General features: G+C 70.2%; 18 protein-coding genes. 6 read left to right on the plus strand and 12 right to left on the minus strand.

The genetic code is table 11. The features are described from left to right. Positions 1–2: 2 nt before the first annotated feature. The 3 genes from EJK15_RS36720 to EJK15_RS36730 all read left to right on the plus strand — a co-directional run bounded on the left by EJK15_RS36720 (position 3) and on the right by EJK15_RS36730 (position 3,373). Positions 3–1,016, plus strand: coding sequence for a carbohydrate ABC transporter permease (locus EJK15_RS36720; protein WP_138715081.1), 1,014 nt, complete (start codon positions 3–5; stop codon positions 1,014–1,016). Beyond that, on the plus strand, positions 1,013–1,864 hold the full coding sequence (locus EJK15_RS36725; RefSeq protein WP_138715082.1) for a carbohydrate ABC transporter permease: 852 nt from the start codon (positions 1,013–1,015) through the stop codon (positions 1,862–1,864). Before EJK15_RS36720 ends, EJK15_RS36725 begins: the two co-directional genes overlap by 4 nt. Before the next feature lie 69 nt (positions 1,865–1,933). Next, positions 1,934–3,373 (plus strand): glycoside hydrolase family 3 protein, encoded by a 1,440-nt coding sequence (locus EJK15_RS36730; RefSeq protein ID WP_138715083.1) that lies wholly within the window; start codon positions 1,934–1,936, stop codon positions 3,371–3,373. Positions 3,374–3,395: 22 nt separating this feature from the next. Here the strand turns inward: EJK15_RS36730 and EJK15_RS36735 are convergent, their stop codons facing one another. Next, positions 3,396–4,577, minus strand: coding sequence for an ROK family transcriptional regulator (locus EJK15_RS36735; RefSeq protein ID WP_138715084.1), 1,182 nt, complete (start codon positions 4,575–4,577; stop codon positions 3,396–3,398). Positions 4,578–4,801: 224 nt separating this feature from the next. On the opposite strand from EJK15_RS36735, the gene EJK15_RS36740 reads away from it, so the two are divergent. Both EJK15_RS36740 and EJK15_RS36745 read left to right on the plus strand, forming a co-directional pair. Further along, complete coding sequence (locus EJK15_RS36740; protein ID WP_138715085.1) at positions 4,802–5,251, plus strand: RrF2 family transcriptional regulator; 450 nt, start codon at positions 4,802–4,804, stop codon at positions 5,249–5,251. Between the two features lie 45 nt (positions 5,252–5,296). Beyond that, complete coding sequence (locus EJK15_RS36745) at positions 5,297–6,076, plus strand: DNA-formamidopyrimidine glycosylase family protein (protein ID WP_138715086.1); 780 nt, start codon at positions 5,297–5,299, stop codon at positions 6,074–6,076. On the opposite strand, the gene EJK15_RS36750 is transcribed toward EJK15_RS36745, so the two are convergent. The 8 genes from EJK15_RS36750 to EJK15_RS36785 form a co-directional block, all read right to left on the minus strand. After that, positions 6,073–6,429, minus strand: a complete 357-nt coding sequence (locus EJK15_RS36750) for a helix-turn-helix domain-containing protein (protein ID WP_138715105.1) — start codon at positions 6,427–6,429, stop codon at positions 6,073–6,075. The two genes, EJK15_RS36745 and EJK15_RS36750, sit on opposite strands and share 4 nt — an antisense overlap. Before the next feature lie 286 nt (positions 6,430–6,715). Next, complete coding sequence (locus EJK15_RS36755) at positions 6,716–7,207, minus strand: CinA family protein (RefSeq protein WP_138715087.1); 492 nt, start codon at positions 7,205–7,207, stop codon at positions 6,716–6,718. Between the two features lie 3 nt (positions 7,208–7,210). Continuing rightward, positions 7,211–7,783: a CDP-diacylglycerol--glycerol-3-phosphate 3-phosphatidyltransferase gene (pgsA, locus tag EJK15_RS36760; protein WP_138715088.1), complete on the minus strand. Its 573-nt coding sequence runs from the start codon at positions 7,781–7,783 to the stop codon at positions 7,211–7,213. Continuing rightward, a complete protein-coding gene (rimO, locus tag EJK15_RS36765; RefSeq protein WP_138715089.1) occupies positions 7,780–9,189 on the minus strand; it encodes a 30S ribosomal protein S12 methylthiotransferase RimO in 1,410 nt (469 codons plus the stop codon). Before rimO ends, pgsA begins: the two co-directional genes overlap by 4 nt. 300 nt (positions 9,190–9,489) lie before the next feature. Then, positions 9,490–10,296, minus strand: coding sequence for a helix-turn-helix domain-containing protein (locus tag EJK15_RS36770; RefSeq protein WP_138715090.1), 807 nt, complete (start codon positions 10,294–10,296; stop codon positions 9,490–9,492). A 60-nt stretch (positions 10,297–10,356) separates the two neighbouring features. Continuing rightward, entirely contained in the window at positions 10,357–12,867 is a 2,511-nt protein-coding gene (locus tag EJK15_RS36775) for a DNA translocase FtsK (protein ID WP_138715091.1), read from the minus strand. A gap of 56 nt (positions 12,868–12,923) precedes the next feature. Beyond that, on the minus strand, positions 12,924–13,565 hold the full coding sequence (locus EJK15_RS36780) for a response regulator (RefSeq protein ID WP_138715092.1): 642 nt from the start codon (positions 13,563–13,565) through the stop codon (positions 12,924–12,926). Next, on the minus strand, positions 13,562–17,029 hold the full coding sequence (locus tag EJK15_RS36785; RefSeq protein WP_171074725.1) for a HAMP domain-containing protein: 3,468 nt from the start codon (positions 17,027–17,029) through the stop codon (positions 13,562–13,564). The genes EJK15_RS36780 and EJK15_RS36785 overlap by 4 nt, the downstream gene beginning before the upstream one ends. Before the next feature lie 314 nt (positions 17,030–17,343). Between EJK15_RS36785 and EJK15_RS36790 the strand changes: the two genes are divergently transcribed. After that, positions 17,344–19,797, plus strand: a complete 2,454-nt coding sequence (locus tag EJK15_RS36790; protein WP_171074726.1) for a SpoIIE family protein phosphatase — start codon at positions 17,344–17,346, stop codon at positions 19,795–19,797. Here the strand turns inward: EJK15_RS36790 and EJK15_RS36795 are convergent. From EJK15_RS36795 to EJK15_RS36805, 3 genes are all read right to left on the minus strand, one after another. Beyond that, on the minus strand, positions 19,787–20,722 hold the full coding sequence (locus EJK15_RS36795) for an aldose epimerase family protein (protein WP_138715094.1): 936 nt from the start codon (positions 20,720–20,722) through the stop codon (positions 19,787–19,789). The two genes, EJK15_RS36790 and EJK15_RS36795, sit on opposite strands and share 11 nt — an antisense overlap. Before the next feature lie 12 nt (positions 20,723–20,734). Further along, the gene (locus EJK15_RS36800; protein ID WP_138715095.1) at positions 20,735–21,694 is read right to left on the minus strand and encodes a LacI family DNA-binding transcriptional regulator; all 960 of its coding nucleotides are present in this window, start codon (positions 21,692–21,694) and stop codon (positions 20,735–20,737) included. Between the two features lie 219 nt (positions 21,695–21,913). Continuing rightward, complete coding sequence (locus tag EJK15_RS36805) at positions 21,914–22,708, minus strand: NAD-dependent epimerase/dehydratase family protein (protein ID WP_240777448.1); 795 nt, start codon at positions 22,706–22,708, stop codon at positions 21,914–21,916. Positions 22,709–22,716 lie beyond the last annotated feature (8 nt).

A 22,716-nucleotide genomic window follows, 5' to 3' on the forward strand; every position in this document is an offset into this window, starting at 1 on the left:
CGATGGCGGACACTACTACGGTCACCCGGGGCGGGGATTCCTCCCCCGCCCCGGGGCACCGGCGGAAGAAGAACGACGGGCGCGTGCGGGCCAGCGGGATGCCGGTCTGGAGCATCCCGTACGTCCTGCTCATCCCCGGCCTACTGGTCATCGCCGGACTGCTGCTGTACCCGATGTTCCAGCTGGGCGTCATGGCCTTCCAGAAGGTCGGCCTGGCGCAGATCAGGGGGACCAGGCCGGCCGAGTGGGTGGGCCTGGGGAACTTCGAGAAGGTCCTCGGCAACGACATCTTCTGGTCGGCCCTGCGCAACACCGTGGCGTTCGCCTTCGTCGCCGTCAGCCTCACGCTGATCGTGGGCACCGCGGTCGGCGTGCTGCTGCACCGGCTCGGCAGGAAGATGTCGCTGTTCGTGGTCATCGGATGCATGTTCGCCTGGGCCGTGCCGCCCGTGGCACAGGGCGTCATCTGGCGCTCCCTCTTCGACGCCGAGGCCGGCATCGTCAACTGGGCGCTGAACCTCCTCCCCGATGGTCTGTCGACGCTGGTGTTCGGCCGCTCCGACTGGACCGGCGAGCCCTGGCTCAACGACACCCTCCCCCTCTACGTCGCGCTGGTCGTGTGCGTGGTGTGGGCCGGGTTCCCGTTCATCGCGGTCTCGGTGCTGGCCGGGCTCAAGGGCATCCCCGCCGAGCTGTACGAGGCGGCCAGGGTGGACGGCTCCGGACCGTGGCGCACGTTCACGAAGATCACCGTGCCGATGCTCAAGCCCGTGTTCGCCGTCCTGACGATCCTGTCGATCATCTGGGACTTCAAGGTGTTCAGCCAGCTCTACGTGCTGATGAACGGTCCTACGAATCGCGATGGCTTCAACCTGTCGATGTACGCCGTCGCCGAGGCGTTCAAGCCTCCGCAGAAGCTGGGCACCGGCGCGGCGATCTCCGTCGTCCTGACGATCATCCTGCTCGTCATCACCGTCGTGTACGTCAGGCAGATCGTGAAGCAGGAGGAGATGTGACCCCCCTCGCACGCAAGAGGCTCGGCAAGATCCTCCTGAACACGGCCGGCGTCCTGGTCTTCCTCTACGCCGTGTTCCCCGTCTACTGGATGGTCTCCACCGGCTTCAAGGAGAACGACCAGATCTTCACCACGGAGTTCATCCCGTTCCCCACGCACTTCACCTTCGACCACTTCGCGCGGGTGCTGACCGAGGGCGTCGCGAACAACTCCATCTGGCTCTACATGCGCAACAGCGCCATCGTGGCGCTCGGCACCGTGCTCATCGGCTCGGCCTTCGCCCTGCTGTCAGCCACCGCCATCGCCCGCTTCCGGTTCAAGGGCCGCAGCACCTTCCTGGTCGTGCTGCTGATCGTGCAGATGCTGCCGTCGGAGGGTCTGCTCATCCCGCTGTACATGATGGTCAAGCGGGTCGGGCTCGGTGACCAGCTCATCGGGCTGATCGTCACCCAGGTCGCGCTGACGCTGCCGTTCGGCGTCTGGATGCTGCGGACGTTCGTCGCCGCGGTGCCCAAGTCGCTGGAGGAGGCGGCCTGGATCGACGGCGCGGGGCGTATGACGACCTTCTGGAAGGTGCTCTTCCCGCTGGTCGCGCCCGGTCTGGTGGCCACGAGCATCTTCTCGTTCATCACCGCGTGGAACGACCTGGTCTTCGCTCTCTATCTGATGTCGGGTTCGGAGGGGTACACGATGCCGGTGGCCCTGCAGTACTTCTTCGGTCAGAAGGGCGTCGACTGGGGCGCGATCATGGCCGGTTCCACCCTGATGACGATTCCGGTCGTCGTCTTCTTCCTTCTCGTGCAACGGCGCATGGTCTCCGGCCTGGTAGCCGGCGCCGTGAAGGGCTGACAAATCACGAAATGTCCGTACGGCACGTCGGTGCCGTACTCGATCCTGCCTGAAAACTGATGAGGAGCCATGAGTCAGAGTGATCGGGGGCTGCGCCGTCTCGCGGCCGGCACACTGCTCGTCGCCTTCCAGGGCACCACGGCGCCCGAATGGGTGCTGCGCGAGCTGGAGCACGGCCTGGGCGGCGTCACGCTCTTCGGGTTCAACGTGGCCGACCCCGGCCAGGTGAGCGAGCTGACCACCGCGCTGCGGGGAGCCGGTGAGCCCGTCATCTCGCTCGACGAGGAGGGCGGCGACGTCACGCGGCTGGCGTACCACGTCGGCAGCCCGTACCCGGGAAATGCGGCGCTGGGCGCGGTGGACGACGTCGAGCTGACCCGCCGGGTCTACCGGGCGATCGCCGCCGAGCTGGCCGCGTGCGGCATCAACCTGGACATGGCGCCGAGCGCCGACGTCAACACCGAGCCCGACAACCCGGTGATCGGCACCAGGTCGTTCGGCGCCGACGCGGAGCTGGTCGCCAGGCACACGGTGGCGGCCGTACAGGGCCTGCAGTCGGTGCACGTGGCGGCCTGCGTCAAGCACTTCCCCGGCCACGGCGCCACCCGCGTGGACTCCCACCTGGCCATCCCGGTCGTGGACGTCGACCTGGACGTGCTGCGGGCGCGGGAGCTGGCGCCGTTCCGGGCGGCGATCGGCGCGGGGGCCAAGTCGGTGATGACCGCGCACGTGGCGGTGCCGGTGGTGACGGGCGAGACCCCGGCGACCCTGTCCGGCGCCGCGCTGACCGGACTCCTGAGGGGCGAGCTCGGCTTCGACGGCGTGGTCGTCACCGACGCGCTGGACATGCACGCGATCACCAAGAGCGTCGGCCTGGCCGGAGGCGCCGTGCTGACGCTCGCGGCCGGGTCCGACCTGCTGTGCCTGGGCCCGATCCCCACGTACGACGACGTCCAGGTCATCATCGCGGAGATCGTCTCCGCGGTGCGCGAGGGCCGGCTGCCGCTGGAGCGGCTGGAGGAGGCGGCGGAGCGGGCGGCGGCGCTGCGGGCGTGGTTCGGCTCGGCGCGGGAGGTCCCCGCGGAGCAGAACGTCGTCGGCCTGCACGCCGCACGCCGCGCGGTGCGGCTGACCGGCGCGACGGAGCCCCTGGTCGAGCCGCTGGTGATCGAGGTGGACACCCCGCCGACGATCGCCGTGGGCGACGTGCCGTGGGGCGTGGGCCCGTGGCTGCCCGACGCGGAGATCGTCCGTGTCGAGCCCGCGGCCGCCGACGTCCCGGGCCTGCTGGCCAAGGCCGCGAACCGGTCCCTGGTCGTCGTGGTCAAGGACGCCCACCGCCACCGGGCGAGCCAGGAGCTGGTCTCCGCGCTGGTGACGGTCCGTCCGGACGCGACCGTGATCGAGATGGGCCTGCCCGTGTGGCGGCCGGCCAGCGCCGCCTACATCGCCACGTACGGCGCCGCCAGAGCCAACGCCCAGGCCGCCGTAGAGCTGCTCACCGCCTGAGCCGCCACGCCGCTCGCCCCGGTCATGGGGCGAGGAGCTCCTCGCGCGCCTGGTCCAGGGCCGCGAGTACGGCGCCGCGCAGCACCGGGTTCCCGACGGTCACCGTCGTGGCGACGACCTGGGGCCGCACCGGGCAGATCCGGGCCACGGCCTCCTCCACCCGGGACGCGAGCGCGGCGCCCCCGGCCTGGCCGACCTCACCGGCCAGCACCACCAGGCCAGGGTCGAGGATCACGCACACCGCGGCCACGCCCAGGGCGAGCCGGTCGGCGACCTCGTCGAGCAGCGGCTCGCCCTCGGCCCCGGCGGCCACCGCGACCTGCACGCACTCGCCGGCGCTGCCGGCCGCGAAGCCGTACCCCTGGGCCAGCTCCGACACCGCCTCGGCGCTGACCAGCGACTGCAGGCCGCCCGCCAGCGAGGGCAGCCGCCCCGGCAGGGTGCGGATGTCCTCGGGCAACGGCACGCCCGGCACCGGCAGGTAGCCGATCTCGCCCGCGCTGCCCGAACGCCCCCGGTGCAGCTTGCCACCGAGCATGACCGCCAGGCCGAGGCCGCGGCTCGACCACAGCAGCACGAAGTCGTCGAGCCCCTTGGCGGCGCCGTCGGCGCGCTCGGCGATGGCGGCGAGGTTGACGTCGTTCTCGATCGTCACCTCGCGCCTCAGATCGCCGGCCAGCGCCTCGTGGATGCCCTCGTGCCAGCCGGGCAGGTCGAAGGAGAAGCGCACGTCACCGCTGCGCGGATCGACCACGCCCGGGGTGCCGATCACGACGCCGCGCAGCTTGCCGAGGCCGACCTTGGCGCTGCGGCAGGCCTTCACGATCGCGTCGTGCACCGCGGAGACCGGGTCCTCGTGGCCCTTGGGGTCGACGGTGACCTCGGCGATCGTGTGGCCGTGGATGTCGGCGACCGCGGACGAGATCAGCTCGGGGCCGACCTCGAGGCCAGCCACGTAGGCGCTGGAGGGGATCACGGAGTAGAGGGCCGCGTTGGGCCCGCGCCCGCCGGCCTGCGCGCCGACCACCTCGACCAGGCCGCGCTCCTCCAGCCTGGCCAGCGTCTGCGAGGCCGTGACCTTGGACAGGCCGGTCAGGTCTCCGATCTGGCCACGCGTCATGGGACCTGTGGCCAAGAGCAGCTCCAGCGCGGCCCGGTCATTGATCTCCCTGAGCAGTCTGGGCACACCAGGGCGTCGCTCCACGCTGAATCCCACCGTCAAAATCGAAAAGGTTGTTGAAAGTTTAGCGCTCCGGCCCGTGCGAGACGCCGCAGGTGAACACCAGGATGGTTGGTGATCGTCGCACCGGGCTCGCGCCGCCATGCTAGCGCCACGAGGTCGCGCGGGCCCCTCCCGGATTCTGATCTCCTGCCCGTTCTGACGACCTTGCGCCTAACCAGTGTTGACCAGGAGGGATAATCGAGAACATGCGCCTTTCCGCTCGAGTCGACTACGCCCTCCGAGCCGCCGCCGAACTCGCCGCAGCGGGTGCGGGCCCGACTACGGTGGGCGAGCTCGCCAAGGAGCAGGACATGCCGCCCAAATATCTGGAGAACATCCTGCTGCAGATGCGCCGCGCCGGGCTGGTGCGCGGGCAGCGGGGGCCGGAGGGCGGATATGTGCTGGCCAGGCCCGCCTCCGACATCTCGCTGGCCGACGTGATCAGGGCGGTGGACGGCCCGCTGGCCAACGTACGCGGCGAGCGGCCCGAGCACGTCGGCTACCGGGGGCCTGCGGAGTCGTTGCAGCAGGTGTGGATCGCGCTGCGGGCCACCGAGCGGGCCATCCTGGAGGAGGTCACGCTCGAGCAGGTCGCCTCCGGGGCGCTGCCCGAGCGCGTCCGCCAGCTCGCCGCCGACCCCGCCGCCTGGGACTGACCCAGCGACCGGCTCAGCCCGGCGGTCCCTTCCTAGACTGGAAGGATGCCTGAAGGAGACGCCGTCTACCGCACGGCCACGCGGCTGCGCTCCGCGCTGGACGGCCGCGTGCTCACCAGGTCGGACTTCCGCGTCCCCCGCCACGCCACCGCGGACCTGACCGGCCGCGCGGTCCTCACCACGCTCTCCCGGGGCAAGCACCTGCTCACCCGCGTCGAGGGCGACCTGACCGTGCACACCCACCTGCGCATGGACGGCAGCTGGCGGATCATGGCCGCGACCGGGCGCGCCCCGGCCGGCGACCAGGTCAGGCTGATCCTGGCCAACCAGCAGTGGCAGGCGATGGGGGTCAGGCTGGGAATGGTGGATCTCGTCAGGACCGGCGACGAGGCACGCCTGATCGGCCACCTGGGACCGGACCTGCTCGGCCCGGGCTGGGACCCGGACGAGGCCGTGCGAAGGCTGCGAGCGGCACCCGGCAGGACCATCGGGGAGGCGCTGCTCGATCAGCGCAACCTGGCGGGGATCGGCACGATCTATCGCGCCGAGACCCTGTTCCTGCGGGGGATCTGGCCGTGGAAGAAGGTCGGGGAGATCGAGGATCTCAACGGGCTCGTGTCATTGGCGCAGCGGCTCTTGGCGGCCAACAAGGATCATGCGGGCACGGTGACCACGGGTGATCGCCGCCCGGCGAACCAGACCTGGGTCTATGGCAGGGCAGGGAGGCCCTGTCGCCGTTGCGGCACCCGCGTCAGCCGCGGGGAGATGGGGACGCAGCCACAGGAACGGCTGATCCTGTGGTGTGCCGGCTGCCAGCCGCGTTAGGCAGCCACCATGTCCTTGACTTCGGGGAACACGGAGTCGGAGATCGACCCGGGAACCGTCTCAGCAAGGGGCAGTCGCTCGTGCTCAGGCGCATCGGCAAGCACAGGAGCGGCCTGGAGCTCCGCCAGCGCGAACTGGTCGGACACCTCACGCAACACCTGTGAAAGCGGCACTCCGAGCGCGCCGCAAATGGATGCGAGCAGCTCGGACGAGGCCTCCTTCTGGCCGCGCTCCACCTCGGACAGGTAACCGAGCGAAACACGGGCAAGCGTGGACACCTCACGTAGTGTGCGTCCCTGCCGCACCCGCAACCGCCTCAGCACGTCACCGAGCAGCTGACGCAGCAGAATCATCTGTCGCTCCCTCCCCGGCGTGGATGTCTTCACCACGCCCCGCGCGATCGGATCGTGCCGCACTTTGGTCTTCTTAGCTTCGTACATACTCCTCGCCGTCATCACTGGGGGCCGTCGCCCCTGGACCGCCACTCGTGCCTCGGTGCGCGACTTTTCAGGCCCGCCTGCCGGGCGCTCGGTGCTTGCAGTTGGCTCACGGACCTCACTCACAGCTCCACCGTACCCGTATCCACCGACACCGCGTCAGACCGCGCATCGCATGTTCGCTCGGGACGTAACACGGTAATCACCCGGAATGTTCCCCCATGTTCGCCTTCAGCACACCTGCCAGGAGATCAACGACCTCGTCCACCGTCTCTACCCTGATACGTTCGCGAGACCCCACAAGTCTCAATTCCCGGGCCGAAATCTCCCCGCCTGGCCCGGAAACGGCCACATATACGGTGCCGACCGGTTTGCCGTCCTGGGGCTCAGGCCCGGCCACACCGGTCACGGCCAACCCGTACGTGGCCCCGCACAGCTTCGCGACGCCCGTCGCCATGGCGGCCGCCACCTCGGGGTGCACGGCCCCCTCGCGCCGCAGCAGCTCCTCTGGCACGCCCAGCAACTCCTGCTTGAGATCGGTGGCGTAGGAGATCACCCCGCCCCTGAACGCCTTGGAGGACCCGGACACCGACGTGAACGCGGCCCCGATGAGCCCGCCGGTCAGCGACTCGGCCACCGCCACCGTGGCGGATCGGCGTACCAGCATGGACAGAACCTCGGCGACATCCACCATCGATCACTTCCCTCGCGCCTGCCTGGCCACCTTACGAAGTCTGAGGGCCCGGATCACGTAGTCGGCGCCCGTGCCGAGGGTGACGATCAGCGCGGCGCCCATCACCACCAGCCGGACCACCTCCGGCACGATCGGCACGAGATAGAGGACGATGGCGGCGATCTGCAGCACGGTCTTGACCTTGCCGCCGTAGCTGGCCGGGATGACCGCGTGCCGCAGCAGCAGGAACCTGAGCGCCGTGATGCCCAGCTCGCGCCCGAGGATCAGGATCGTGATCCACCACTGCAGCTCGCCCAGGATCGACAGGCACACCAGCGCCGCGCCGGTGAGCGCCTTGTCCGCGATCGGATCCGCGATCTTGCCGAAGTCGGTGATCAGGCCGTAGCGCCTGGCCAGCTCGCCGTCGAGGTGGTCGGTGATCGAGGCCACCACGAACACCGCGAGCGCGGCCACCCGCCAGCCGGTGCCCGGCAGGAAGAGGCAGAAGACGAAGAACGGGACGAGCGCCAATCGGAGGACCGTGAGAATGTTGGCGATGTTCCACGGGCTGACCACCCGGCGCTCGTCCCTTGTCATGGACCGGCCTTGATGCGCGCGATCAGATCGACGCCCTCGGCGTCGACCACCACCGCGCGCACGATCTGCCCCCTGACCAGGCCGATGCCCTGCACCGTGACCGAGCCGTCGACCTCGGGCCCCTGGTGCGCGGCCCGGCCCTCGTAGCCGCCGTCGCCCAGGTCGTCATCGATCAGCACGTCGACCTCCGTGCCGATGCGCTCCTCCGCCCGCTGGGCGGTGAGCTCCTCGGCCAGCTCGGTGAGCAGCCGCACGCGCTCGTCGATGACGTCCTGGCCGAGCTTGCCCGGCAGCCCGGCCGCCTCGGTGCCGTCCTCGTCGGAGTAGCCGAACACGCCGATGACGTCGAGCCTGGCCTCCTCCAGGAAGCTCGCCAGCTCGCCGAACTCCTCCTCGGTCTCGCCGGGGAAGCCCACGATGAAGTTGGAGCGCACGCCCGCCTCAGGGGCGCGCTCGCGCACGCTCTCCAGCAGCCCCAGGAAGCGCTCGGGGTCGCCGAAGCGGCGCATCCTGCGCAGCACGCCGCCGCTGGCGTGCTGGAAGGACAGGTCGAAGTAGGAGGCGATGCCCTCGGTGCCGGTGAGCACGTCGATCAGGCCCGGGCGCAGCTCGGCCGGCTGCAGGTAGCTGACCCGCACCCGCTCGATGCCCTCGACGGCGGCGAGCTCGGGCAGCAGCTTCTCCAGCGCCCGCAGGTCGCCCAGGTCCTTGCCGTAGGAGGTGGAGTTTTCGCTGACGAGGACCAGCTCGCGAACGCCCCGGTGGGCCAGCCAGTCAGCCTCGGCGAGCAGCTCCTCCGGGGTGCGCGAGACGTAGGAGCCGCGGAAGGCCGGGATGGCGCAGAACGTGCAGCGCCGATCGCAGCCCGAGGCCAGCTTGAGCGAGGCCACCGGGCTCTCGTCGAGCCGTTTGCGCAGCACCCGCGGCCCGCTGGCGGGACCCAGGCCGTCGGGCAGGTCGCCGTGGCCCGGGATGTGCGTCTTGGGGGCGCTGGCACGGTCCACCGGCGAGATGGGTAGCAGGGTGCGGCGGTCGCGCGGCGTGTGGGGCTTGAGCGGCCGGCCCTCGAGCACGTCGTCGAGGCGGCCGCCGATCTCGGCGTAGTCGTCGAAGGAGATGACCGCGCTGGCCTCGGGCAGGGCCTGGGCCAGCTCGTTGCCGTAGCGCTCGGCCATGCAGCCCGCGGCCACCACCTTCGCGCCGGAGTCGGCGGCGGCCAGCAGTGTGTCGATGGAGTCCTTCTTGGCCGAGTCAATGAAGCCACAGGTGTTGACGACGACGACATCGGGGTCGTCGTCGCCCAGCTGCCAGCCGGCAGCCTCGAGGCGCGCGGCCAGCTCCTCGGAGTCGACCTCGTTGCGCGCGCAGCCCAGAGTGATCAGCGATGCGGTTCGGCGGGATGACATGGTGAACACTACGGTATCGGGAGTTGGCCACCACCTGATGCACTACCCCCCGCCGGGTAAGGGCGCGAAGCGACCAGAGCGGGGGCCGCGAGGGAGTGCCGTCGCCTGGAGGAGCGGCGGGAGCGAAGCGACCAGAGCGGGGGAAGGCGGCGGCGTATGGCGACCGAGCTGCCGAACGGAGTGAGGCCATGAACAGGCGGCGGCATATGGCGACCGAGCCGCCGAACGGAGTGAGGCCATGAACAGGCGGCGGCATATGGCGACCGAACCCGCCTCACGAAGTGAGGCCATGAAACGTGACTACCGCGATCGCTGCCGGGGCTGCTGCTTCGGCGCCTCGAACGAGCGCCGCACCGTCTCCCCGCGACCCCCGAGCCGCTTCACCTTCTTGCCGTTGACCTGCAAAGACACCGCCCCAGCGTCGCTGAGCAGCAGGTTCAGCCTGCCGGGGGCCTGCCACGTCGAGGTCTTGCCCGCCTTCAGATTCCCCGAGAACAAGCTGCGCCCCTCCGCGTCGTGCACATTCACGTACGACGTCCGCTTCGCTCTGATCCGCACCGTCACGATGCCCTTGCCGGTCCCGCTCCGTGACGCCTCGGGCGTCTCAGTGATGGGTGTGTTGGGCGGCACGCTCGGCCGGGCGGAAACCTGCTGCACGCCGGCGGTCTTCACCTGGTCGCCGGACCCGCCCAGCACCCGGATCATGCCGAAGACCACCACGATCGTCAGCGCCACCCCGAGCGCCATCGTCCAGTTGGGTCCGCGCCGGTCCGGCACATGGAACTTGCGATCGGCCTGGAACACGGCCGCCGCCCGCACCGGCACGGGCGCCCCGCCGTGCTCCTGGTCGTACAGATGGACCGTGGCCTCGGGATCGAGCCCCACGGCCTTGGCCACGGCCTTGACGTGCCCCCTGGCGTAGAACTGGCCGCCGCATTGGCGGTATTCGTCCTGCTCCATGCCCTGGATGATCGACTCGCGGATCCGGGTGGCCGCGCTGACCTGCGCGACCGTCAGTCCGGCCGACTGCCTGGCTGACGCCAGCATGGCTCCGATGCTCTGCTCCTGCACAGCGAACGCCTCCCCGATGGCGCCTGGACTCTCCACCACGACATTGCGTAGTTGTCTATATTCAACCAGTTACCGTCAGGGAGGCATGCATCGGGGTCATTCGCCACGCAGGTCGGCCAGCAAACCCGGGAGGTCGTCGGGCTTCACGAGCACCTCGCGGGCCTTGGACCCCTCGCTCGGGCCGACCACGTTGCGGCTCTCGAGCAGGTCCATCAGCCGCCCGGCCTTGGCGAAGCCGACCCGCAGCTTGCGCTGCAGCATCGAGGTCGAGCCGAACTGGGTGGTCACGATCAGCTCGGCGGCCTGGATCAGCAGCTCGAGGTCGTCGCCGATGTCCTCGTCGATCTCCCGCTTGACCGTTGCGGCCGCCACGTCCTCGCGGTATTCGGCCTGCATCTGCGCTTTGCAGTACGCGACGATCTCGGCGATCTCCTTCTCCGAGACGAACGCGTTCTGCAGGCGGATGGGCTTGCTCGCACCCATCGGCAGGAACAGCGCGTCGCCCTGGCCGATCAGCTTGTCGGCGCCGGGCTGGTCGAGGATGACCCGCGAGTCGGTGAGCGAGGAGACCGCGAAGGCCAGCCTGGAGGGCACGTTCGCCTTGATCAGGCCGGTGACCACGTCCACGCTCGGCCGCTGGGTGGCGATCACGAGATGGATGCCGGCCGCGCGGGCCAGCTGCGTGATGCGCACGATCGAGTCCTCGACGTCACGCGGGGCCACCATCATCAGGTCGGACAGCTCGTCCACGATCACCAGCAGGTACGGGTACGGCTGGTAAACCCGCTCGCTGCCGGGCGGCGGCACCAGCTTGCCCGCCCGCACGGCCTTGTTGAACTCGTCCACGTGCCGGAACCCCGACGCGGCCAGGTCGTCGTAGCGCCGGTCCATCTCGCCCACCACCCATTCGAGGGCCTCGGCGGCCTTCTTCGGGTTGGTGATGATCGGCGTGATGAGGTGAGGGATGCCCTCGTACACGCTCAGCTCGACCCGTTTGGGGTCGACCAGCACCATGCGGACCTCGTCCGGCGTGGCGCGCATGAGGATGCTGGTGATCAGGCCGTTGACGCAGACCGACTTACCGGCGCCGGTGGCGCCCGCGATGAGCAGGTGGGGCATCTTGGCAAGGTTCGCGACGATGGTGCGGCCCTCGACGTCCTTGCCCAGGCCGACGATCATCGGGTGGTGGTCGGCCTGCGCCACCTGGGCGCGCAGCACGTCGCCCAGCGCCACCAGGTCCTTGTCGGCGTTCGGGATCTCCACCCCGATCGCCGACTTACCCGGAATGGGCGACAAAATCCTGACATCCGCGGATTTGACCGCATATGCGATGTTCTTGGTGAGCGCCGTGACCTTCTCCACCTTCACGGCCGGGCCCAGCTCGATCTCGTAGCGGGTCACCGTCGGCCCCCGGGTGAACCCGATCACCTGCGCGTCGATGGTGAACTGCTCCAGCACGCTGCTCAACGCGTTCACCACGGTGGTGTTGGCCTTGGTCTGCGGCTTGGGCGGCGTGCCCTGCTTGAGGAACTGCAGGTCGGGCAGGCTGTACGGCCCCGCCTGCGGCGACAGCACGAGCTGCTCGACCTTGCGCGGCGCGGGCGACGGCTGCGGCGGCTCCGGCTTCCGCTCCAGGTCGACCGCCGGCGGCACATCCTCGTCGGTGAGCCCGGGCACGATCTCCGGAGAGTGATCGGCCCGCTTGCTCTCCTTTTCCGTCAATACAGGCGTGTCAAAGGGCTTGATCGTTTCGCCGGAATCGCCGCTCTCGGGCTTCTTGGCCCTGACCCGCTTCTTGCCCGGCTCGCGCGGCTGCGGATCGGCGTGCCGCTCGAACAGCAGGTGCTTGAGCTCGGACAGCCGCTCGGGGATCCGGTGCACGGGGGTGGCGGTGATCACCAGCACGCCGAACCCGGACAGGAGCAGCAGCAGCGGGATCGTGATCCACGGCGGCAGGATGCTCATCGGCGGCGCCGACACGATGAACCCGATCATGCCGCCGGCCGCCGACACCTTGTCCATGCCCTGGCCCTCGCCGGCCGGGTAGGGCGTGCCGTTGGCCACGTGGATCACGCCGAGCACACCGACCAGCAGCGCGGCCCAGCCGATCCCCATGCGGCCGGTGTCGGCGTTCTGGTCGGGATGGCGCAGGTAGCGCCAGGCCAGCAGGCCCAGCAGCAGCGGCAGCGCCCAGGCCAGCGACCCGAACACGCCGTGCACGGTCGCGTTCACCACGCCGGAGACCGCCGCGTCGGTGGTGCGCCACGTCATGGACGCCAGCACGATCGCGCCCGCGAGCACCGTCAGCCCCACCCCGTCGCGCCGGTGCGCGGGATCCAGCTCGCGGGCGTTCTTGCCCAGCGCGCGAGCCGCGCTGCCGATGCCGTTGGCGAGCAGCATCCACAGCCCGACGACCAGCTTGCCGATCATCGTGAAGACCCAGCTGATCGGATCCTGGTGGGTCGCGGGGGGCTTGCGGCCAGAGGCGGTTCCCCTCGCCCTGGACCGCCCCGCCGACGTTCCTGTCCGCTTCGCGGGGGTCGAGCGAGACGAGGTCGACCGCTTCGCCGGCCCCTTCGATGCGCCTTTCGGCGTACGGGTGGCCATGATGCCAAAGGTACGTCGGAGACACCGCGGAGCGCGCGTAGGCTCGCCGAACACTCTCAGATCAGCGGCCCCGCAGAGCGCTCACTCCCTGAGCCGCCCATGGACGAGACCGCGTCGAAGGCGGCCCGCATGGCCGCCACCTGGTCGGCCAGCTCCTTGACCGCGTCCCGCAGCCCCTCGTCGCCGGAGGCGGTGCCGACCAGGCTCTCCAGCCGTGACTCGACCGCGCCGAGTCGCAGCGCGAAGTCCGACAGCGCCTCGTGGTCGTCGACGAGCTGGGTGAGCAGCGTGGCCTGCTCCACCAGCACCGCGGTCTTGCGGAACAGCTCGATGAAGACCGCGACCTTGGACCTGAGCACCCACGGGTCGAAGGGCTTGGTGAGGTAGTCGACCGCGCCGACCGCGTAGCCGCGGAAGGCGGCGCCGGAGCTGGGCTCGGTGCCGGTCAGGAAGATGATGGGCACGTCGCGGGTCTGGTCGAGCCGCTTGATGTGGGTGGCGGTCTCGAAGCCGTCCATGCCGGGCATGAGCACGTCGAGCAGCACGACCGCGAAGTCGTGGCGCAGCATCAGCTTCATGGCCTCCTGCCCCGACCTGGCCTTGAACAACCGCTGCTGGAGCGGGCGCAGGATGGCCTCCAGCGCGACCAGGCTCTCCTCGTTGTCGTCGACCAGCAGGATCTTGACCTGACGGTTCATCCCCTACCTCTCCCCTCCCCTGCGAGCCAGCCCCGCATCACGTCCAGCAGATGGTCGAGGTCCACGGGCTTGGGAACGTAGTCGGAGGCGCCGCAGGAGATCGTCTTCTCCCGGTCGCCCGGCATCGCCTTCGCGGTGAGCGCGATGATCGGCAGCTTGGCGAACCTCGGCATCTGGCGTACGGCGGCGAGCGTCTCGTACCCGTCCATCTCCGGCATCATCACGTCCATGAGCACGAGCGCGATGCCCTCGTCGCGCTCCAGCGCCTCGATGCCCTCCCGGCCGTTCTCGGCGTAGACGACCTCCATGCCGAGGCGGCCGAGCACATGTGTCAGGGCGTAGACGTTGCGGATGTCGTCGTCCACGATCAGCACCCGGCGGCCCGAGAACACCTCGCCCGGCGGGCCGCCCTTGAGCCGGGTGAGCTTGGCGGCGGCCTGCCACAGGTCGTCGTTCTCCACCACAGTGCGGGGCTCGACGCTCTTGGGCAGGGGCTGCGGCTGCCGCTCGGGCTCGCCCGTGACGGGCGGGGCAGGGCACCTGGCGGGCACGTACAGCGTGAACGTGCTGCCCTCGCCTGGGGCGCTGCTGGCGTGGATCTCGCCGCCGAGGAGGCGGGCGATCTCGCTGCTGATCGACAGGCCCAGCCCTGTGCCGCCGTACTTGCGGCTCGTGGTGCCGTCGGCCTGCTGGAACGCGCCGAAGATGGCGGGCAGCTTGTCGGCGGCGATGCCGATGCCGGTGTCGCTGACGGCGAACGCGATCACGTCGCCGTCCGGCGTCCGCCTGCCGGGATCGACCGACACCTCCAGGCGCACCTCGCCGGTGGCGGTGAACTTGACGGCGTTCGACAGCAGGTTGCGCAGGATCTGCTGGAGGCGGCGCTCGTCGTTGTAGAGCTCGCACGGCGTGCCCGGGCGTACCTCGATCTCGAACGTGAGCCCGCGGTCGACGGTGAGCGGACGGAACGTGGCGTCGACGTAGTCGAGCAGCTTGCTCAGCGGCAGCTTCTCCGGGCGCACGTCCATCCGCCCCGCCTCGATCTTGGACAGGTCGAGGATGTCGTTGATGAGCTGGAGCAGGTCGCTGCCCGCGTTGTGGATCGTGGTGGCGAACTCGACCTCCTGCGCCGACAGGTTCCCCTCGGGGTTGTCGGCCAGCAGCCTGGCCAGGATGAGCAGGCTGTTGAGCGGGGTGCGCAGCTCGTGGGACATGTTGGCCAGGAACTCCGACTTGTAGCGGGAGGAGGTGGCCAGCAGGTGGGCCTTCTCCTCCAGTGCCGCGTTGGACCTGCGTAGCTCGGCCTGCTGGCGCTGCAGCTCGTCCGAGCGGCCCTGGAGCTGCTGGGCCAGCCGCTGCGACTCCGACAGCAGCACCTCGGTGCGGGCGTTGGCGATGATCGTGTTGATCGCGACGCCGATGGTCACCACGAACTGGTCGAAGAAGGCCAGGTGCACGTCGCTGAACCGGCTGAACGAGGCCAGCTCGATCACACCGAGGACCTTGTCCTCGAACACGATCGGCAGTACCACCACACTCGCCGGCGCGGCCTCGCCGAGCCCCGAGTGGACCTTGATGTACCCGGCCGGCACGTCCTCCAGCAGGATCCGCTTGCGCTCCAGCGCCGCCTGCCTGATCAGCCCGGACCCGGGGGTGCCCGGTCCGGGGAGCACGTCGTGGGCGGCGCCGTAACCGGCGATGTAGGCCGGGCCGCCGTCGAGCGAGTCGGGGTCGGCCAGGAAGAACGCGCCGTACTGGGCGCTGACCAGCGGCGTCAGCTCGCGCAGGATGAGGTCGGCCACCTCGACGAGGTCGCGGTGCCCCTGCATGAGCCCGGCGATGCGGGCCAGGTTGCTCTCCAGCCAGTCCTTGGCGCGGGTGGTCTCGCGCAGGTTGGCGACCATGAGGTTGACGTTGTTCTTCAGCTCGGCGACCTCGCCCTTGGCCTCGACGCTGATGGAGCGGCTCATGTCTCCCTGGGCGACGGCGCTGGCCACCTCGGCGATGGCGCGTACCTGGGTGGTGAGGTTGCCGGCCAGCTCGTTGACGTTCTTGGTGAGGCGCTCCCAGGTGCCGTAGACGCCCTCGACCTCGGCCTGCCCTCCGAGCCTGCCCTCCGAGCCGACCTCGCGCGCCACCCGGGTCACCTCGGAGGAGAACGACGACAGCGTGTCGACCATGGTGTTGATCGTCGTCTTCAGCTCGAGGATCTCGCCGCGGGCGTCCACGTCGATCTTCTTCGACAGGTCGCCGTTGGCGACGGCGGTGGCCACCTGGGCGATGTTCCTGACCTGGCTGGTGAGGTTGGAGGCCATGAAGTTCACGTTGTCCGTCAGGTCCTTCCACACCCCGCTCACCCCCCGAACCTGCGCCTGACCGCCCAGCCGCCCCTCCGTGCCCACCTCGCGCGCCACCCGCGTCACCTCGTCCGCGAACGCGGACAGCTGGTCCACCATCGTGTTGACGGTGTCCTTGAGCTGGAGCATCTCCCCCTTCACGTCCACGCTGATCTTGCGGCCGAGATCGCCCTTCGCGACGGAGGTGGCCACCTGCGCGATGTCGCGCACCTGCTCGGTGAGGTTGGCGGCCATGAAGTTGACGTTGTCGGTGAGGTCCTTCCAGACGCCCCTGACGCCGCGCACGTGGGCCTGGCCGCCGAGCCGCCCCTCGGTCCCCACCTCGCGCGCCACCCGGGTCACCTCGCTGGCGAACGCCGACAGCTGGTCCACCATCGTGTTGACGGTCAGCTTCAGCTCCAGCAGCTCGCCGGTGGCCTCGACCGTCACCTGCCGGGTCAGGTCGCCCCTGGCCACGGCCGTGGTGACCACCGCGATGTCGCGGACCTGGGCGGTCAGCCGCCCGGCCATGGCGTTGACCGCCTCGGTCACGTCGCGCCAGCTGCCCGACATGCCCTGCACCTTGGCCCGGCCGCCCAGCCTGCCCTCGGTGCCCACCTCCCGCGCGACCCTGGTCACCTCGCTGGAGAACAGCGCCAGCTGATCGACCATGCGGTTGACGGCCTTGCCCATCAGCCGCAGCCCGCCGCGCAGCGGCCGGTTGTCCTCCTGTAGATCCACCCGCTGCGACAGGTCGCCGTCCGCGACCGCGTTGAGCACCCGTGTGGCCTTGGCCGCGGGGATGACCAGCGCGTCGATCAGGGAGTTGACCGCGATGACGTTGACCGCCCAGCCGCCCGTGCCCGGGCTCGGGCTCAACCGCTCGTCGAGCCGCCCCCGCCTGGCCACCTCGCCGCGCACCCTGGTCAGCTCGGCGGTCAGGTGCTCGTTGCGCTCGACGACCTGGTTGAACGCGGTCGCCAGCTCGGCGAGGACCGGATCGTCCGGCACGTCGAGACGCTGCCGGAAGTTCCCGTCACGCAGCCCCTGCAGGGCTGTGAGCAGTGGCCGGAGGTCCGACGGGTGGAGCGATCCACGGACGTACGGAGATTCCAACTGCGCGATCATCGAGTCACCGCCGTAAGCGCTCTGACTTCCAAGCCCGGAAGGAAGCGGCGTAAAACCAGCATGATTCCTCCTGGAAGCTGCAGGCGCGCAGGAGGCACTCCTGAGTGGGTCCGCTGTCTTCCGTCATAGGCAGCCACCTGGACGCACCTCCCTAAGCGGCAGCTCGGGCTGGGGATGTCAGCAGAGCCGCACCTCGAGCCCCCTCCGTCAGAAGTGGGGTCGTTGACTCAATGTGGCAGTTCGGTCACTCTCAGAGTGGCAGACTGATGCCGTTGATACCTCCGATTCCCAAAGACCCTCTCGTAGGACGCACAGTGGACACGACCAGAGTGTCGAGCACGGCCTTCGACGGGACTCCCCACGCTCCGGCGCACGCCCGCAGGTTCGTCCGCCAGGTGCTCGGCGAATGGCGGCTGAGCCATCTGGCGGAGGACGCCGTGCTGCTGACCAGCGAACTCGTCACCAACGCCGTGGTGCACGCCGGCACCGGCATCGAGCTGACCTGCCGCCTGGACGTGGAGGCCACCCCGGCGAAGCTGGAGATCGAGGTCGACGACCACCACCCCACCCGGGCCATCGTGGCGGCCGAGGCCATGCCGGCCGACGCGATGCGCACCTCGGGGCGTGGCCTGGCGCTCGCGGGCATGCTGGCCGACGCCTGGGGCGTCACCTACACCAGGACCGCCAAGCGCGTCTGGGTGCGCATGGAGCTCACCGACGGCTGCGACCACCACGAGGCGGCGGCCGGCGCGCCGGGCCTGGCCCCGGCCGCCATCGCGGCGCCCGTCGAGGCCCTCCACGTCGGCGTCGTCGTCTGCGACCGCGAGGGGATCGTGCAGTCGTGGAACTCGGAGGCGGAGAAGCTGCTCGGCTGGCGGGCGGAGCAGGTCATCGGCATGTCGCTGGAGGAGCTGGTCGCCTGGCGCGGCCATGGCCCCTACGCACTGACCCTCGCCGACACGATCGGCCTGGGCCGATGGCGGGGCGAGGCGCGCATGCGGCACCACGACGGCAGGCTGGTGCCCGTCTACATCTCCCATCTGCACGCCAGGGGGCAGCGGTCCGCCATCTGGATGGTGGTGGGTGACGACCACCGCTACGTCCTGACGCCGCCGCCCCCGCCGATGCGCAGGGAGGCCGGGCGGCGCATCAAGGACCTGCTCGACCAGGACATGCCGTTCGCGGAGCTGCTCGACACCATCGCGCAGATCGTCCAGGTGTCCAGCGGCGGCGACGCCGCGTACGTGCTGCTCGGCGCCGAGTGCGGCGACAAGTTCGGCGTGGCGGCGGGCGCCGGCGCGACGGCGGGGCTGGTCGGGGTGCTGGCCACCGGCGTCTTCGGCGCCGACCGCAAGACGCCCATGATGATCGACGACCTGCTGGCCGAGGACGTCGAGCTGGCCGAGCAGCTGCGCGCCAGGTCGCTGGCGTGCGCGCCGCTGCTCGTGTCCGGTGAGGTGACCGGCTACATCGTGGTGACGGCCGCGCAGCCGGGACGCTTCGACCAGGAGCTGACGGTCAGCCTGCAGCACATCGCCGACCAGGTGGCCGTGCCGGTGCAGCGCGAGCGGCTGGCCGAGCACGACCGGGCGCACCGGGGGCGGCTGTCGTTCCTGGCCGAGGCGGGCGAGCTGCTGGCAGGCGTGCACGACGAGGAGCTGATCGCGGCGCTGACCGCGCAGCTCGTCGTACCGAAGATCGCTAACTGGGCGGCGGTCTACCTGACCGACCTGGCGGGGATGACCAGGCTCGCCCACGTGTGGCACAGCGAGGAGCGCCACAACGCCGACCTGCGCAAGTCGTTGCCCACCATCCCCCGCAGCGCGCTCCACGAGGTGAGCTGGCCCGTCGGCCCGGAGACCGTGCTGTCGTTCCCGCTGCTCACCCAGGGCAGGTCGCACGGCGCGCTGGTGATCGGCCGCGCCGAGCCGACCCTGCCGCTGGAGCTGGCCGACCTGCTGGCGGACCTGTGCCGCCTGGTGGCGCTCAACCTGCACACGGCCATGCTGTACGCCCGGCAGGCGACCACGTCCCGGGTGCTGCAGCGCAGCCTGCTGCCCATGCGCGTGGCCCCCATGCCGGGCCTGGAGTCGGCGGTCGTCTACGAGCCGGCTGAGGAGGGCGCGGACGTGGGCGGCGACTTCTACGACCTGTTCACGGTGGGCGACCACTGGTGCTTCGCACTGGGCGACGTGTGCGGCAGCGGACCCGAGGCGGCGGCGGTCACCGGGCTGGCCAGGCACGCCGTACGCCTGCTGGCCAAGGAGAACTACACGGTGGCCGACATCTTCGACCGGCTCAACCAGGCGCTGCTGGAGGAGGGCGATGACGGCCGGTTCCTCAGCCTGCTGTGCGGCGAGCTGACCCCCCTTCCGCAGGGCGGCGCGCTGTGCACGATCGCCTCGGCCGGCCACCCGCCGCCCCTGCTGCTGCGGGCGGACGGCGCGGTCGAGGCGGTGGCGACGCCCCAGCTGCTGCTGGGCATCGAGGCCGGCGCCAGGTTCTACGTCGAGACGTTCGAGCTGGCGCCGGAGGAGGTGCTGTTGTGCGTCACCGATGGCGTGACGGAGCGGCGCAACGGCGACCGCCTCCTCGACGACGGCGACGGGCTGGGCAGGCTGCTGTCCGGCTGCGCGGGGCTGAGCGCCCACGCGGTGGCCGAACGGGTGCGGCACGCGGTCGAGACGTTCGCCGCCGAGCCGTCGCAGGACGACGTGGCCCTGCTGGTGATCAAGGCCGCCGCCGCCCTGCGCCAGGTCAGGACGTGAACGTGTAGGTGGTCGTGGAGGTGCGGCGCTCGCCCGGCCTGAGCACGGTGGAGGGGAACTGCGGCTGGTTGGGCGAGTCGGGGAAGTGCTGCGTCTCCAGGCACAATCCGGCGAAGGCCCCGTACGGCGTCGCGACCCCGTCCAGCATGCTCCCCGAGTAGAACTGCACGCCCGGCTCGGTGGTCGTGACCTCCATGGTCAGGCCGCCGGCGGTCACCTGGATGCCGCCGTCGAGGACGAAGCAGTGGTCGTAGGCGCCGTCGTACCGCTCGCCCACGGTGTGCGGCTCGGTGAAGTCGAACACCGTGCCCTTGACCGGCGCCGGCTCCCCGGTCGGGATCTTGTCGGCGTCCACCGGCAGGTAGTGCTCGGCCTCGATCCGCACCACGTGGTCCAGCACGTCGCCGCCGCCGGTCAGGTTGAAGTAGGAGTGGTTGGTCAGGTTGACCACGGTCGGCGCGTCGGTCTCGGTGAGGTAGTCGATGCGGAGCGCGTCGTCCCCGAGCGTGTACGTGACCGACGCGGTCAGCGTGCCCGGGTAGCCCTGGTCGCCGTCGGGGCTGGTCAGCGTGAGCGTCACCGACGAGTCCGTGCGGTCGCTGATCGTCCACACCTTGCTGTCGAAGCCCTCGGTGCCGCCGTGCAGGCTGTTGGGGCCGTTGTTGACGGGGAGCCGGTATTCGACGCCGTCGAGGGTGAAGCGGCCGCCCGCGATGCGGTTGCCGTACCTGCCGACGACCGCGCCGAAGTAGCGGCTGCGGGTCAGGTAGTCCTCCAGCGTGTCCAGCCCGAGCACGACGTTGACGCCCGACACCTCCAGCGAGCGCACGATGGCGCCGAGGGTGAGCACCTCGGCGCGCAGCCGTCCCGATGACAGCTCCACGCGTTCGACCTGCTCCCCCGACGGCAGCGTTCCGAAGATCATTGCGGCGCTCATTTATTGTGCCCTTCCCGTGGACTCGCGGACGATGAGGGCGGTGTCGAGGGTCACTGTCGCGCCCTCGCCCCCCGACTGCAGCAGCAGGTCGACGGCCATTCTCCCAGCGGCGACCGCGGGCATGGCCACCGTGGTCAGCTTGGGCCGGTTGAGCCGGCCGGGCAGGATGTCGTCGAACCCGATGACACTGATCTGGGCTGGTACCCCGATGTCCATCGCGGCCAGCCCTTCGATGAGGCCGAGCGCGACGAGGTCGTTGTAGGCCAGCACGGCGGTGGCCCCGCAGGCCGCCACGTCGGCGGCCACGGCCAGGCCGCCGGCCTCCGTGGGCTGGTTGGGACCGAAGAAGACGAGGTCGAGCCCTGGCGCCTCGGCGGCGACGCCCTGCATCTCGTTGCTGGTCCACGAGCCGATCGGGCCGGACACGAGGGCGATCCTGTGGTGGCCGAGCCCGGACAGGTGCTCCAGGGCGAGCTTGGCGCCCTGGGCGACGTTCATCAGCACGGAGGGCATGCCCTTGATCCGGCGGTTGATCACCACGAACGGCACGTCCTCGGCCAGGCGCTCGATCATCCGGTTCGACAGACGAGGGCTACACAGCAGGACGCCGTCCACCTGTTTGGTCAACGTCCTGATCAGCTCCTCCTCGACCCGCGGGTCCTCGTCGGTGTCGGCCACGAACACGTGGTAGTCGCGGCCCCTGGCCTGCGCCTGAGCGGCCTTGATGAGCGGCGGGAAGAACGGGTTGGCGATGTCCGCGACGATCAGGCCCATGTTGAACGTGCGTCCGGTGGTGAGCGCCCTGGCCGCCCGGTTGGGCCGGTAGCCGAGGTCGTCCGCGGCGGCCAGCACGCGGCTTCTGGTGGCAGGATTGACCAGGTGCGGTGCGGAGAAGGTGCGGGACACGGTGGACACGTGCACGCCGCAGGCGCGCGCCACGTCCTTGATCGTCGCCGCCATCGCCGTCCTCCCTTGCAAACGGTTGCCAGACTAAACCTTGACCTTCACCGGTCCGGCCGTCAAGGTTCTTGCAACCGGTTGCCATGACAGCCCGCCACCTCGCGCCCGGCCGCGGCGACGCGGACGCCGTGCCGTGCTGGGGCCGGAAGCCAGGAGGGATCCAGGCTCGGTGCGATCCCGGCGCGGGCTGGGAGGCGGCGCGGGCCGGGGTGGCAGCGGCTACCAGGAGCCGCCTAGTTCCTTGAGGGTGAAGACGCCGCCCGCGCGGTGGTGCAACGGGTCCGTCAGGTCCGGCTCGCCGTGCTCGGCGATGAGCGCGGCGGCCTGGGACTCGGAGTTGTCGCGGGAGACGTACCCGATGGACTTGGCCTCCTCCAGCGACCACCACCGGCGCGTGTTGTCCGAGACGCCCCAGACGACGTGGTAGCCGGGCGCGGTCAGCGCGGCCTCGACGAGACGGGTCAGGTCGTCGGGTGAGATCCAGGTGGCCAGTCCACGCGTGTCGAGCGAGCCCTCGTTGCAGGTGCCGAGCCGGACCACGGTCACGTTCATGCCGAACCGGTCGTGATAGAGGCTGCCCAGGGCCTCCATGACGACCTTGCTCACGCCGTAGAAGGTGTCGGGGCGCGGGAAGGCGTAGTCGGGCAGGTCCTCACCGCTGTCCGGTCTGGTGTGGAAGCCGGCCGCGTGGTGGCTGCCCATGAGCACGACGTGCTGGACACCTTCGTTGCGCGCCGCCTCCATCAGCACCTGCATTCCGTTGATGTTGGCGTGCACGATGTCGGCCCAGGGGCGCTCCCTGCTCTGGCCGCCCAGGTGGAGCACCGCGTCCACGCCCTTCATCGCCTCCGCCATGGCGGCGGGGTCGGCGAGGTCGGCCGTCACCCACTCCTCACCCGGGCCGGTCTCGACCGCGTGGAGATCGGAGAGCCGCAACGTACGGCCGTCCCGGGCGAGCCGTGGGCGGAGCAGCGTGCCGACTTTCCCCGCGGCACCGGTCATGAGAATGCGCATGGATCCAT

This window comes from Nonomuraea basaltis, from assembly GCF_005893125.1.
In the GTDB taxonomy this organism is placed as follows: Bacteria; Actinomycetota; Actinomycetes; order Streptosporangiales; family Streptosporangiaceae; genus Nonomuraea; species Nonomuraea basaltis.